Annotated in this window: 16 protein-coding genes; 3 read left to right on the top strand and 13 right to left on the bottom strand. The window is 43.3% G+C overall.

Going from position 1 to position 12,958, the window contains the following annotated elements:
- Positions 1-28: 28 nt before the first annotated feature.
- Positions 29-1,702, bottom strand: coding sequence for a glycosyltransferase family 39 protein (locus tag AABK37_RS05090; RefSeq protein ID WP_432550510.1), 1,674 nt, complete (start codon positions 1,700-1,702; stop codon positions 29-31).
- 285 nt (positions 1,703-1,987) lie between these two features.
- Between AABK37_RS05090 and AABK37_RS05085 the strand changes: the two genes are divergently transcribed.
- Complete coding sequence (locus AABK37_RS05085; protein WP_432550509.1) at positions 1,988-2,314, top strand: Rid family hydrolase; 327 nt, start codon at positions 1,988-1,990, stop codon at positions 2,312-2,314.
- 167 nt (positions 2,315-2,481) lie between these two features.
- Here the strand turns inward: AABK37_RS05085 and AABK37_RS05080 are convergent, their stop codons facing one another.
- From AABK37_RS05080 to AABK37_RS05030, 11 genes are all read right to left on the bottom strand, one after another.
- Positions 2,482-3,405 carry an NAD(+) kinase gene (locus tag AABK37_RS05080; RefSeq protein WP_432550508.1) on the bottom strand — a complete coding sequence of 308 codons (924 nt, stop codon included), beginning with the start codon at positions 3,403-3,405 and terminating at the stop codon, positions 2,482-2,484.
- A 6-nt stretch (positions 3,406-3,411) separates the two neighbouring features.
- Positions 3,412-3,717 carry an NADH-quinone oxidoreductase subunit NuoK gene (nuoK, locus tag AABK37_RS05075; RefSeq protein WP_029636295.1) on the bottom strand — a complete coding sequence of 102 codons (306 nt, stop codon included), beginning with the start codon at positions 3,715-3,717 and terminating at the stop codon, positions 3,412-3,414.
- Positions 3,647-3,874: a hypothetical protein gene (locus AABK37_RS05070; RefSeq protein WP_432550507.1), complete on the bottom strand. Its 228-nt coding sequence runs from the start codon at positions 3,872-3,874 to the stop codon at positions 3,647-3,649. The genes nuoK and AABK37_RS05070 overlap by 71 nt, the downstream gene beginning before the upstream one ends.
- A 19-nt stretch (positions 3,875-3,893) precedes the next feature.
- Complete coding sequence (locus AABK37_RS05065; RefSeq protein WP_432550506.1) at positions 3,894-4,541, bottom strand: NADH-quinone oxidoreductase subunit J; 648 nt, start codon at positions 4,539-4,541, stop codon at positions 3,894-3,896.
- Positions 4,542-4,623: 82 nt separating this feature from the next.
- Entirely contained in the window at positions 4,624-5,202 is a 579-nt protein-coding gene (gene ndhI / locus AABK37_RS05060) for an NAD(P)H-quinone oxidoreductase subunit I (RefSeq protein ID WP_432550505.1), read from the bottom strand.
- Positions 5,203-5,290: 88 nt separating this feature from the next.
- The gene (gene nuoH / locus AABK37_RS05055) at positions 5,291-6,409 is read right to left on the bottom strand and encodes an NADH-quinone oxidoreductase subunit NuoH (RefSeq protein WP_432550504.1); all 1,119 of its coding nucleotides are present in this window, start codon (positions 6,407-6,409) and stop codon (positions 5,291-5,293) included.
- 131 nt (positions 6,410-6,540) lie between these two features.
- The gene (locus tag AABK37_RS05050; protein ID WP_432550503.1) at positions 6,541-6,714 is read right to left on the bottom strand and encodes a hypothetical protein; all 174 of its coding nucleotides are present in this window, start codon (positions 6,712-6,714) and stop codon (positions 6,541-6,543) included.
- Positions 6,715-6,735: 21 nt separating this feature from the next.
- A complete protein-coding gene (locus AABK37_RS05045; RefSeq protein WP_432550502.1) occupies positions 6,736-7,872 on the bottom strand; it encodes a citrate synthase in 1,137 nt (378 codons plus the stop codon).
- 112 nt (positions 7,873-7,984) lie between these two features.
- Positions 7,985-8,479, bottom strand: coding sequence for a phosphohistidine phosphatase SixA (gene sixA, locus AABK37_RS05040; RefSeq protein ID WP_432550548.1), 495 nt, complete (start codon positions 8,477-8,479; stop codon positions 7,985-7,987).
- A 148-nt stretch (positions 8,480-8,627) separates the two neighbouring features.
- Positions 8,628-9,902 (bottom strand): DHH family phosphoesterase, encoded by a 1,275-nt coding sequence (locus tag AABK37_RS05035; protein WP_432550501.1) that lies wholly within the window; start codon positions 9,900-9,902, stop codon positions 8,628-8,630.
- Positions 9,903-10,619: 717 nt separating this feature from the next.
- Positions 10,620-11,117 (bottom strand): HNH endonuclease, encoded by a 498-nt coding sequence (locus AABK37_RS05030; protein ID WP_039742791.1) that lies wholly within the window; start codon positions 11,115-11,117, stop codon positions 10,620-10,622.
- Between the two features lie 127 nt (positions 11,118-11,244).
- Here AABK37_RS05030 and AABK37_RS05025 point away from each other — a divergent pair, with 127 nt between their 5' ends.
- Both AABK37_RS05025 and alr read left to right on the top strand, forming a co-directional pair.
- The gene (locus AABK37_RS05025; protein ID WP_432550500.1) at positions 11,245-11,433 is read left to right on the top strand and encodes a hypothetical protein; all 189 of its coding nucleotides are present in this window, start codon (positions 11,245-11,247) and stop codon (positions 11,431-11,433) included.
- Positions 11,434-11,513: 80 nt separating this feature from the next.
- Entirely contained in the window at positions 11,514-12,701 is a 1,188-nt protein-coding gene (gene alr / locus AABK37_RS05020; protein WP_432550499.1) for an alanine racemase, read from the top strand.
- Here the strand turns inward: alr and AABK37_RS05015 are convergent.
- Positions 12,667-12,918, bottom strand: coding sequence for a hypothetical protein (locus AABK37_RS05015; RefSeq protein ID WP_432550498.1), 252 nt, complete (start codon positions 12,916-12,918; stop codon positions 12,667-12,669). The two genes, alr and AABK37_RS05015, sit on opposite strands and share 35 nt — an antisense overlap.
- Positions 12,919-12,958: the final 40 nt, after the last annotated feature.

The following is a 12,958-nucleotide window of genomic DNA, read 5'->3' as shown; positions in this document are numbered from 1 at the left end:
ATTTTCTGTTCAGTTTTTTCTAACTTGTTTAGATACCCGACTTCTTTGAGAAGTCGGGTATCTTGTGTGAAATATTGCGTCGGCGCAAAATCTGGTATTTTACTAGCTTCCAAAGTGAATAATAGTTATCTTTATAGACAACATTTAGTTTAGATTTATAGCTTTTTTCTATTTTTTTGCGGAAATCATTTGCCGGATTTAGTAAAAATATATCTGTAAATTGATTAGAAATTTTAGGTGTATTTTGTTCTTTCACCAACTGAAAGCGCACTTTTGGTTCTAAAAGATAGCTGAGAGAAAAGACATTTCCATAATTAATGCCAAAAGAATCACTAATTAAAAGTGGACGAGAAGCTTGATTGATGATTGTGGCAACTTGTGGATTACCATAACTAATTACCTTACTCCACCAAGTTTCGGCTTGAGAATTTACCCCACAAGAAATCATTCCACAGGTAATTACTAGGACTGTAATTATTTGCCAGATTTGCCGTCGCGCTAAATTTCCGTTATATATCTGAGTTGCTAACAGATAAGCAACAGCAATTTGAATACCCAAATAAGAAGGCAAGAAATAGCGATCGCTTAATGAGCGTATTCCCCCAAACAGCAAATCTGGTAAGATTAAAGGTAACGCTGGCACGGCAATCAACAATACAATAAACAACCAGCTTTTTTCGTTAGTTGTTCGATAAAGAAAATAAATTGCATAACCAACGAATATTAAAATAACTGGTGTAATGAAATAGCTGAGAGGATTTTCAAACCCAAAGTTAAAATCAAAGAAAATATGGCTTAACTGAATCAGCCAAGCTTGAATTAAATTGATAAAATTAATTTGCGTCTTTGTCCAAGCTGTTGTCAAGTTAAATAAATAAAAATTGAACAATACAACTAATATCCAAGGCATGAAGGCTAAAAAGCCTGCTAACGAAGCAAAAAGATAATTTTTTACTGTTTTATTAAACTGAAATTTAGCAGTTGCTAATACATAAATAGCATGAGCAAGCGCGACAAATCCACTTAATAAAAATGTATATAAGCCCAGTGTTAAAGTCGCTGCATAAATGCCCCATACAATAATAGAATCTGACGCTTGCTGTTTTTTGGCTAACTCTTTATTTTTTGATTCCAGGCGAATTGCTCGCAGCAGTGACGCGCTAGAGAGTAATATAGTTACTGTCCAAAGCATATATTCTCGTGCTTCTTGAGCATAGACAAGATGAATCGGAGAGATTGCCATAAGAGCGATCGCTATAAAAGGAACTGACAATGGCACTCTAAATAATTCTTTGCATAACCAATAAACGCACGGAAACACCAGCAAGCTGATAAAAGCAGACAAACTTCTAATTGCTGTTACCGAATTGCCAAAAATTTGCACCCAAAATCGAGCTATTATGTAATAAAGCGGTGGATGCTGCGGATCTTCTATTGCTAAAGATTTAATTGTGTCACCTAACTTCTTTTCCGGGTTGAGACGTTGATACTTATCAAAATATGTCCCCGTAATTACACGATTATTAAAAATTTGCTGCTTAACTTCTTTTACTGTGTAACCCGAAATCCGCAATGAGGTATAAGTTTCATCATGCCAGTAAACTTTACGCTCTAGGTTAACAAAGCGAAAAAATATACCGATCGCCAACAAGACAACAATTAAAAATCGCAACCAACTGGGAGCAAGTTTGAACTGATGCATAAGCAATCCCAAGAAGTTGTTAAAAAAACTACAAAAGTAGGTGAATTAATTAAATGAGGCTTGCTAGCGTACTCACACAGAGCCGTTTATTGTAAAACATCACCAACCTTACTTTGACAGTAACTTAATTTGGTACTAAGAGGAATAAATACCTTATCTTTATTAACTCTCAAAATAATATAGTTAAATTGTATTAAATTTATCCAAACTACTTTGTAACTGCGTAAATATTAGTATTGTTATTGCAAGTACGATTGATTAACATAACGTTTCACATGATAACCGATGCAAGTTAAGCGAACATTTTCTGGTGTATCTTGGGAGTCAAAAGTAGGCTACTGTCGAGGGGTGAAAGTTGCAAATTTGATTTATCTTTCCGGTACTGCGTCAGTTGATGAAGCTGGTAGCGTGTTTGCCCCAGGTGATGCTTACGCGCAAGCAAAACGCTGTTTTGAGATTATTCAAAAAGCTTTGCAAGATTTAGGCGCTGATACAAGCTGCGTAGTACGAACCCGGATGTTTGTCACCGACATCACCCTTTGGGCAGATTTGGACGGGCGCATCAAGAATTCTTTGGAGAAAATCCGCCCGTTACAAGTATGTTGGAAGTAAAATCTTTGATCGATCCAGCGATGTTGATTGAAGTTGAGGTAGATGCAGTTTGCCCGGATCTGTAGTCAAATTTGAAGATGAAGCTGCGAATTATCTAGGCAATGTAGTCTGTTATTGAGCGATCGCATATTTTTTCTGTAGGCTAAATGCGATCGCTTCTACTTCTATCAATTGTGCTGATTATTACTACTGTAGCGAACCCTTGTCCCCGTCCACAATAATTTCTCTCGCAGCGTTTGATAGTAGGAATAATTTTCCCGCAGAATAATAAACTTAGAGCGACAATCCGCCATTCGCACATCAACGCGGTGTCCGGGCCAAATCGAAGTAGCTAACACTCCATCCATCCACAGCTTGGTACTTAACTCATAATCTCCCAAAGGCCAGATGCTAACAACCGAACCGGGAGGTAATACCAGAGGACGACTAGAAAGACTCATCGGACAAATGGGAGTAATGGTAATCGCTTCCATACCATCGTGCATAATCGGACCATTGGCAGAAACGGTGTAACCAGTGGAACCTGTGGGAGTAGCCAGAATCAAACCATCTCCTTGATACTGATCGACAATTTCACTATCAATTTCCATTTCTAAAATTGAAGTGATCATGCGATCGGCGGAAGCAGGTTTGATACTCATATCATTCAAAGCCAGGTAGCGTTCGGTAACAGGTTCTATATTTGTCCCATGTCCCTCATATACCGCCGCTTGTAGCATCATACGCCGCTGGATAGCATAGCGATCCTCCAGCAGCCGATCCCAAACCTTCTCTGTATCCTGAAATTCTTCCACCGACTCAGTTAAAAACCCCAGATGACCTCCCACATTCACTGCCAGAATTGGGATACCAGCTGGGGCTAAATGTCTTGCACCAGTTAAAACAGTACCATCACCGCCAAGTACCACAGCCAGATCGATTGGTTGCCCTACAGAAGCCAAAAACACCGGATAAGGATTGTCTTTTGGTCCACTGGGTCCCATCAATACGTGGCATTGGCGGTCTTCAAGTTGCTTGGCGCAGATTTCAGCCCAGCGTTTGCTTTGGGGGTCTCTGGCTTTATAAGCAATGATTACTTGCTTGAGTTGCACTTCATATCACCACTTCAGAAGATTAAACTGCTCCATATCGACAGTATCGCGGTTGCGATAAATGGCAAGCACGATCGCTAAACCAACTGCCGCTTCAGCAGCAGCCACGGTAATCACAAATACTGTGAAAACTTGACCTTTAATTAATGTTGAGTCTAGGAAGTTAGAAAATGCCATTAAATTCAGATTAACAGCATTCAGCATCAACTCAATCGACATCAGCACCCGCACGGCATTACGGCTAGTAATTAAGCCAAAGATGCCAATACAGAACAAAGCCGCTGCTAGTAATAAAAAGTACTGGAGTTGCATGAATTTGTTTGTTGGTTGTTAATGGGCATTGGGAATTGGGCAATGGGCAATGGGCAATGGGTAATTCGTAATTGGGCATTGGGAATTGGCAATAAAAAGAAGCTAGACCTATTTCACAGCCACACATAGACCACTTGGACGATGCCCCATTCCCCATGCCCCATTCCCCTCTTTGATTATTCGCGACGAGAACCACCACGATAAGTATCAGTACCATCCAAGTCAGTACTAGTACCAGCCGATACCAGTTCTCTGGGGCGTTCTGGTAAAGTTAAAATGGTTTGCGGCAATCCAGATGATATCGGTTCTGGCAAATACTCGCGACGCGCCAAAATAATTGCTCCCACCATTGCCATTAGCAACAAAATAGAAGCGAGTTCAAAAGGTAGCAAAAAGTCACTGAAGAAATGCTCACCAATTAAAACGATGGAACTTTCACCACCCACAACAGGAGTTGAATGACTCCAAGGTGTCGCTAAGACCATCGTACTTAACAGGGCAAACAATCCTAGACTGACTACCCCCGTTAGGGCTTTACGTATCCAAGCATTGGGAAACGGCACAAAATCTTCCCGTTTATTTACCAACATAATTGCAAACAAAATCAGCACGTTCACCGCACCGACGTAAATTAGCAATTGTGCTGATGCTACAAAGTCACCATTGAGCAACAGATACAAGCCAGCAATGCTAATAAACACGCCTCCCAGCATAAAAGCAGAATAGACAATGCTTGAGAACAGCACTACACCAAGCGCAGTTCCTACCATCATCACCGCCAGTATGCCAAAGGAAACGATTTGTACTCCTTGGGCTAGATTCACTGTTTTTTGTCCTTTAATATCTGATAATTGGTAACTGGTAATGGGTAATCGGTAATGGGTAATAGCAACTACCTATTACCTATTAGCCCTTTTCCACTAAGTCTTCTGGACGGGCACCGGGGCGGGGTGCATCGGCTGGCAAACCGTGGGGTTCCATCACGCCTTTGGGTAGGTAGACCAGTTCGCGTAGCGGTGTTACCATCGGGTCATTTGTAACTTTGTAAGGCAAACGACCTAGCGCCACGTTGTCATAGTTCAATTCATGGCGATCGTATGTGGAAAGCTCATACTCTTCTGTCATCGATAAACAGTTAGTTGGGCAAAATTCCACGCAGTTACCGCAGAAGATACAAACTCCAAAGTCGATGCTGTAGTGGTTGAGCTTTTTCTTTTTGCTTGCCTTGTCGTATTCCCAATCAACTACAGGCAAGTTAATTGGACAAACACGAACACAGACTTCGCAAGCAATGCACTTATCAAATTCAAAGTGAATTCTACCGCGAAACCGCTCACCGGGAATCAATTTTTCGTAAGGATACTGCACGGTTACTGGACGCCGTTGCATGTGGTCAAAGGTGACAGACAAACCTTGACCAATGTAACGAGCAGCTTGTACCGTTTCTTTGGCGTAATCACCAACTTGTTTTAGGAACTTTAACATTTTGTGTCTCTCTCTTTATGGGTAATTGCTAATTGCTAATTGCTAATTGTAAAAAAACGATTAGCGATTAGCGATTAGCGATTAGTGATTAGCCTCCAAAAGCAACGGGAAAGGCTAGTTTCAAGGCTGCGGTTAATAGAAGGTTAACCAACCCAACTGGTAGTAAGAATTTCCATCCTAAATCTAGCAATTGGTCAATGCGAACCCGTGGCACTGTCCAGCGCAACAAAATTGCGAGAAAGACTAAGAAGTAAGCCTTGAGTAAGGTCATGGTGATGCCTAGTGAGGCATCTACGATCTGCAATACGGGATTAGTTTCGCTAACTCCGACCCAACTGGCAATCAAGTTAAGTGAAATGGGAAAATCCCAGCCGCCCAGGTATAAAACTGATACTAGCAAAGCAGAAAGCACCAGGTTGACATAAGAACTTAGGTAGAACAGAGCGAATTTCATCCCAGAGTATTCAGTCTGGTAGCCTGCTACTATTTCTTCTTCGGCTTCGGGTAGGTCAAAAGGCATACGTTCGCATTCGGCAAGAGCGGAGATCCAAAAGATGATAAAACCGACTGGTTGCCGCCAAACGTTCCACCCTAAGATGCCGTAACCCGATTGTTGATTGACGATATCAACGGTGCTGAGGCTGTTAGACATCATGACGATCGCTAACACCGATAACGCCAAAGGAATCTCATAACTAATCGATTGCGCTGCTGCCCGCAACCCCCCTAAGAGAGAGTATTTGTTATTTGAGGCGTAACCAGCCATCAGCAAGCCAATCGGCTGAATGCTAGATAAAGCAATCCACAAAAAGACTCCTGTGCCAATATTGCTAATCAGGATATTCTGTCCAAAAGGCACAATCAGATATGACAGAAATACTGGCAATACAACGATGATTGGACCGAGGGTAAACAGCCAGGGGTCAGCCTGAGTTGGCACTACATCTTCTTTGAATACCAACTTTAGACCATCGGCTACAGGAGCCAACAAGCCTAAAGGTCCTATGTATTCAGGTCCAATCCGCTGCTGTGCGGCTGCGGAAATCTTCCTTTCTAGCCAAACACAAACCAGCACACCAACTGTTGCCCCAATGAGCATCAATATCATCGGCAGGGGCATCCAAATTGCTTTGGCTGTGCCGGATGGTAGCCCCAAATCCATCAGGGATTTAATAAAAGTTCCTTGGAGGTCAATTCCTGGATTCATTTTTCCGTTGTTGAAGTCATCGAGTCTTAGTCATTTACAACTATTAATTTGAGTTAATATTTGTAAACTTATCCATTAATAATTCTGCTCTTGTTGACGCTTGATTGAAGATTTGTTGCTAATTACCATGCCTAGTATATCGTTGGATGGTTTTTCCCCTCGTCTACCTGATGAGAAGTTTTACCTATGGTAATGATTGAGAAGTGGGGAATGGGGCATGGGGCATGGGGCATGGGGCATGGGGCATGGGGCATAGAAATACGGAAACTTCTTTTTATTCCCATTGCCCAATGCCCATTGCCCATTGCCCATTGCCCCATTACCGATTAACGCTCTTCAATGGCGGTGTAAGCAATTTCGTGCTGACCGTTGTAAACTTGGGTAGGACGGAAAATGCGGTTTTCTGCGAGTTGTTCTTTCCAGTGAGCTAACCAACCGGCAACACGAGCGATCGCAAATATTGGTGTAAACAAATCTGTAGGAATTCCTAATTTGGCATACACCAAACCCGAATAAAAGTCAACATTCGGATAAATTCCTTTATGACCGAGTTTCTCTTCTACCACCCGTTCCATCTCTATGGCGATGTCATAGTACTTGTCACTGCCGAACTTCGCAAACAATTGCTGTGCTAAGTCTTGCAAAATCGTGGCTCGCGGGTCTTTCACTTTGTAAACACGATGTCCAAAGCCCATAATTTTGGCTTTGCGTTGCAGACAATCTTCTAGGTAGGGACGTACATTCGCTACCGAGCCTATTTCTTCTAACATCTGAATTACTTCTTCGTTTGCCCCACCGTGCAAAGGTCCTCCCAAGGTTCCGACTGCGCTGGCAACCACGGCGTAGGGGTCAGTTAAGGTAGAAGCTGTCACCCTCGCGCTGAAGGTGGAAGCATTCATTGTATGCTCGGCATGAAGAATCAAGCAGACATCAAAAATTCGCGCTGCTAGCGGATCGGGTTCTTTCTCGCTCAACATATAGAGAAAGTTAGCCGAGTAATCCAGGTCATCGCAAGGGCGCACCGGATCGTTACCTTTTCGCATTAACTGAAACGCTGCTACCATTGTCGGAATGGTTGCCAACAAGCGAACCACTGCATCCCGAATGTAGGCAGGGTTATGTAAGTCACGGCGCGAATAAAACAAGCCTAAAGCGGCGGCTGAGGCTTGCAGAGCATCCATTGGATGACCGCTTTCTGGAAAGCATTTCATCATGTCACGGATGCGATATTTTATCCGTCTGTGGAAGCGAATTTCATGCTCAAACGCTTGCAGTTCTTCGGATGTGGGCAACTGACCCCAGATTAACAGATAAGCAGTTTCCAGAAATGTACTTTTTTCTGCTAGTTCCTCAATTTGGATGCCACGATATTCAAGTATTCCCTTTTGCCCGTCAACATTGCTGATACTGGATTCGGCGGCGGGAATGCCTTCCAAACCGGGCTTATATTCGCACACCATCATGGCAACACCATCTGTTTTTTGAAAGTTTTGCTCAAGCTAACTTACCAGAAATTGTTATCGCCATAACAGTATCTCTTGTAACCATAGTTCTTTGAAAACTATAAAGAAACCGCTATAGCAAGTACTTGGGTGGTGTCAACCAAAACATCTGACTACGACCCAGATATGAGCCTTTTTCTGGTAGTTTTATTCCGATCATACCTGCTTTTTTCAGGACTAAACCTTGTTTGGCATCACCCCAAAGGAGAATGGACGCCCATTCGCTCAAACAAGGTTCATGTCCAACCAGCGCAAGTTGCGTTTGCGGTGAATAATTTCTCGGTTCCAACCAGTCCGCAACCCAACTATGAATATCGCCATCAAAGCCCAGGTAGATGCATTCTTCCATTTGCGAACTTAATCCGGTGGCGATGAGGATTTCGGCGGTTTGGCGAGCGCGTACTAAGGGACTGGTGGCGATTAAATCAAAGTGTAAACCCAACGTTTTCAGGCGTTGGGCAATTTTTTCGGTTTTTTGTCGCCCTTCTTTGGTAAGCGATCGCTCTTCATCTGTAATATCAGATCCACCCGATTCGGCGATACCATGACGAATTAAATACAGTTCCACAGTTAGTTGGTTGATAGTTGTCAATGGGCATTGGGCATTGGGCATTGGGAATTGGGAATGGGTAATGGGTAATAATTCTTTTTCCATGCCCCATGCCCCATGCCCCATGCCCCATGCCCCATGCCCCATTACCCACTATCCACTATCCCTACTCAGCTTGAATCAAATTATCTTTAGGATTTACCAACCGCAGCAACTTTTGCTTAATTTGGGCATCGAAGACTTCCCATTTCATCCTCGCATAGGCAGAATTTTCGTTGCCTCCAGATAAGAAACCCATCGGAATCTCAAAACCCCCTGCGCTGGTTCTCCCACCACCAAAAAAGCGTCCTGAGCTATCTTGCCCAAAAGCTTCTTTGATAAACTCGTCGGGGTCTAGAGTAAGTTTGGTAGTTCTCAAAGAACCGACAACTACTTCGAGTTCGTCATCTTCATCGTGAACAATGCCGTAAACTACGGCGGTATGAACGTTTTCTTCTGTCACCAAAAAATCTGCCGCTTGGGGGATGGCATCGCGGTCATCGTAGCGTAGATACCCCACACCCGCAATGGAAAAGTTATTTTGGACGATGCGATTTTTAAGCGATCGCTCAATCACATCCATCACAGGTTTGGAACGATTTGCCTGAAGTACCGCGTTCAGCAATTGTACGTCACAAAATCGACTCAGATACGCAGCTGCCATAAAGTCCTCTTCTTGCGCTTGCATCAGACGATTTGTATCAGATCGCAAGCCATGCATCAAGGCAGTAGCGCATTTTATATGCTGATTTGTGCCATTATCTAAGTTCAGTAACCCTGCTTGTAAGTACTGCGTAAAAATTGTTGCCGTCGCTCGCACAAAAGGACGGATATCAACAAATTCTGACTTCAGTTCTCCTTGTGAACTATGATGATCGATGACCGCTACTAGTGGCATTCCTGCCTGCTGCACTACTGGCAATAGTTGACTGGTCGTTCCTTGGTTATCGATTAATACGAAACCTTGATAATATGACAAATCCTTGCTTCTCAAGGTTTGCACTGACCAACGCTGTGCCGGTAAACCTGTCAGCTTGACTAAGGCAATGTTTTCTTGATGCGAGAGTGTGCCAGCGTAAATGATTTCACATTTTATATCGTATTGCTGGGCAATTAACTGATAAGCCCAAGCAGAAGAAAGAGCATCCGGGTCAGGAAAATCTTGTAGAATTATCAGCTGGCGATCGTGTCGGTGTGCTGTAAGCGTATGACGCAATTGTTCGGACTTCTGATTTCCCTCGCTATTACGTCCAGCAAAAGAATTATTTCCGTCACTTGTCACAAACGACGGCTTTGTGGTTGGAAGCTCAATCGCTTCTTGGGTTATTTCCAAATCATCAGGGTTGACTTCCGAAGTCAATGACAAGCTTTTCAATTGAGTACGGTGAGAATTTAATTGCATAAACAACTTTTTTTGTGAGTGTGAGGCTGGATTTAAATTTATTTGTTAATAAATACAACTGCTCATTTATTGGTTTCGCCACACCAAGTACGATCTTCGCAAAATCTTTGCAGCCTAGCACTGTGTCTGCAAGTTGATTTTTTTCCCAAGGCTAATCGTAAAGATTAATCTTTACAATTAGGCAAAAACTATAACTTATGAGGTTTGAAACTTTTTCCTATCTATGTTGCTATTACTAGTACACTGGATGAAAATGAGCCATAAGCTCAGAATACAGGTTTTTTAATTTGGCGTAAAGTTCTCGCAAAAAAGCCTCAACTGAGAACCTTTCAATCTTCTTGCGCGACTTTTTAATTTTTATATATGTCTACTAGTCTCTACTTCCCGCTAAAAGCGAAATCAACAATTAACAATTATTTCGAGCGCAAAAACGGGCTGTTAATGTTTGCGTCTAAATATTCCGCTTTTGCCAGAGCGTACCTTAGTTACTTGGTAGCACTTTGATGTATAATTAAAAGCCACGTTAGTTCGCACGCTTATTTTCGCTGACAGCTTCGGCAGATGATGTGGCAAAATTTTCACACATAAAGCTAGAATGCGGCGTTATCTCTAGAACAGTTCATAACCTCCAAAGGAAAGTTAAAATGTCTGTCCTGGGAATATGCGACAAAAACGCTTACTTTCTTCCAACTGCTGTGTAGAAAGGAAAAATAATTATCAAAGTCCTATAACATATTTTTGCCACTCTTGGTGTAGTCCACTTTTAAGATGTTTGCTGACCTCAAAGTAGAGGCTGCTATAAGGCTGTCTGGGCGGATGACGCAAAGGCATGTTAGCTTCGTGAGGCGTGCGGTTGCCTTTTTTAACATTGCAGCGGACACAAGCTGTAACAATGTTATCCCAGGTATCGCCACCACGACGCGATCGCGGTAAAACGTGGTCTAGCGTCAACTCGTCTCCTGTGTAACCGCAGTATTGACAAGTGTGACCGTCACGATGCAATATATTTCGGCGAGTAAGAGGTATTTCCTTGTAGGGAACGCGCACGTAATGGCGCAAGCGGATCACAGTTGGTAGCGGAAATTCCGAATACAAAAATTTCCCGTTGTGTTCCACCCGCTCTGCCTTGCCTTTGATCAACAAAACCACCGCGCGACGCCAGCTTGTGATGTTGAGCGGTTCGTAAGAGGCGTTAAGGACTAAAACCTTCCCCATTGATTAACGCTCAATGTATTAGTTTTACATATATTAACACAATTATACTCGGCTTGGAAGATGAGAATAAATTATACTTCCGGCAGAATTTAGATATTTTTGATAAGTCTTTTTGGGGGAGTGGGGAGTGGAGAGTGGGGAGTGGGGAGTGGGGGAGTGGGGGAGTGGGGGAGTGGGGGACAACTTGGGGACAAGGGGGACGACTTGGGGACAAGGGGGACAAGGGAAAGTGAAAAATGATACTTTAGTGAATTTTGGCAGCATCAAATTATCAGCTTGTGCTAATAAAGTGACGAAAGGTAAACTTTCTGATTAAATCTGATGAGTGCTTCTAGCGGTGGAATAACTAGATAGTCACAGATATCTATCAAAATGGTGTGATAGGAGAAAGTCAAAATGTTAAGTCGCAAGCAAACTCATAGTGTGGCGCAAAATCAGCAGTGCGACACCTATGCGTGGTTCTCGCAACGCGCTTGGGTGGAAATTGATTTAGGTGCTTTATCTTTTAATGTACATCAGTTGCGAAGTTTGTTATCGCCACGTACTGAGTTAATGGCAGTGGTGAAAGCTGATGCTTATGGACATGGATCTGTAACAGTCGCTCAGACAGTGTTACAATCCGGGGCAAGTTGGTTAGGAGTCGCTACGGTTCCAGAGGGTATTCAATTACGCGAAGCAGGAATTAAAGCTCCGATTTTGATTTTAGGAGCAACTCATACATTAGAGCAAATTCACGCGATCGCTCACTGGAAACTTCAGCCTACACTGTGCAGCCCAAAGCAAGCACTAATATTTTCCGACACTTTAGAAGCGATTAAATTTACTGACTCCATCCCCGTACACATCAAACTAGACACGGGAATGTCTAGATTAGGTACAAATTGGCAGCAAGCAGGTGAGTTTGTCCAGTTAGTACATTCTTTGCCTCATTTAGAAATAAAAAGCATTTATTCTCACTTGGCAACCGCAGATAGTCCCGATCCGCAAGTGATGATACAACAGCATCAACGATTTGATGAGGCGATCGCCCAAGTTAAAGCTTTGGGAATACAACCAGCAAGTTTACATTTGGCAAATTCAGCCGCTACTCTTGCAGATCCGGCTTTACATTATGATATGGTGCGTGTCGGGCTAGCTATATACGGGCTTTCGCCAGCTGTTCACTTGCGATCGCGTCTCGACTTAAAGCCAGTTTTACAATTAAAAGCGCGAGTCACCCACATCAAAACCATCGCTGCCGGCACTGGTGTCAGCTACGGTCATCAATTTATTGCCCCACACGAAATGCGCCTTGCCGTCGTCGGTATTGGTTACGCTGATGGAGTTCCTCGCAATCTCTCCGGCAAAATGCAAGTATTAATTCAAGGCAGACGAGTCCCACAGATTGGCGCAATTACGATGGATCAATTAATGCTCGATGTCAGCACTTTACCAAATATACAAGAAGGCGAAATAGTCACCTTACTTGGGGAAGAGGGAAAAGAAAAAATCTCCGCCGACGATTGGGCAGAACAATTAAACACTATTTCTTGGGAAATTCTCTGCGGATTCAAACATCGTCTGCCTCGTGTTGGTGTGATTTGATTGAAAATTGGGCATAGGGCATTGGGCAATGGGCATTGGGGAGGCAGTGCGTTGCGCGGGTTCCCCGCGTTGTAGCACCTGCCGTCATTGGGCATTGGGGAGGCAGTGCGTTGCGCGGGTTCCCCGCGTTGTAGCACCTGCCGTCATTGGGCATTGCTAATTTTAACTCCCCCTGCCCCCATGCCCCATGCCCCATGCCCCATGCCCAATTCCCCATTCCCTATTGCCACAGATGATTTGTTATGCTAATATAGAAA

Origin of the sequence: Tolypothrix sp. VBCCA 56010 (assembly GCF_050875635.1) — a bacterium.
Taxonomy (GTDB): Bacteria; Cyanobacteriota; Cyanobacteriia; order Cyanobacteriales; family Nostocaceae; genus Hassallia.
Note: the sequence above shows the minus strand (reverse complement) of the source record. Positions and strands in the feature narration are given on the sequence as shown.

Coding starts and splice junctions, on each gene's coding strand:
- AABK37_RS05015 (WP_432550498.1), bottom strand. CDS start 12,918: ATGGGGAATTGGGCATGGGGCATGGGGCATGGGGCATGGGGGCAGGGG.
- ndhI (WP_432550505.1), bottom strand. CDS start 5,202: ATGTTAAAGTTCCTAAAACAAGTTGGTGATTACGCCAAAGAAACGGTA.
- AABK37_RS05050 (WP_432550503.1), bottom strand. CDS start 6,714: ATGGGCAATGGGCATTGGGCAATGGGAATAAAAAGAAGTTTCCGTATT.
- nuoH (WP_432550504.1), bottom strand. CDS start 6,409: ATGAATCCAGGAATTGACCTCCAAGGAACTTTTATTAAATCCCTGATG.
- AABK37_RS05035 (WP_432550501.1), bottom strand. CDS start 9,902: ATGCAATTAAATTCTCACCGTACTCAATTGAAAAGCTTGTCATTGACT.
- AABK37_RS05030 (WP_039742791.1), bottom strand. CDS start 11,117: ATGGGGAAGGTTTTAGTCCTTAACGCCTCTTACGAACCGCTCAACATC.
- AABK37_RS05070 (WP_432550507.1), bottom strand. CDS start 3,874: ATGGGGAATGGGGCATCGTCCAAGTGGTCTATGTGTGGCTGTGAAATA.
- alr (WP_432550499.1), top strand. CDS start 11,514: ATGTTAAGTCGCAAGCAAACTCATAGTGTGGCGCAAAATCAGCAGTGC.
- AABK37_RS05090 (WP_432550510.1), bottom strand. CDS start 1,702: ATGCATCAGTTCAAACTTGCTCCCAGTTGGTTGCGATTTTTAATTGTT.
- AABK37_RS05085 (WP_432550509.1), top strand. CDS start 1,988: ATGCAAGTTAAGCGAACATTTTCTGGTGTATCTTGGGAGTCAAAAGTA.
- nuoK (WP_029636295.1), bottom strand. CDS start 3,717: ATGCAACTCCAGTACTTTTTATTACTAGCAGCGGCTTTGTTCTGTATT.
- AABK37_RS05045 (WP_432550502.1), bottom strand. CDS start 7,872: ATGATGGTGTGCGAATATAAGCCCGGTTTGGAAGGCATTCCCGCCGCC.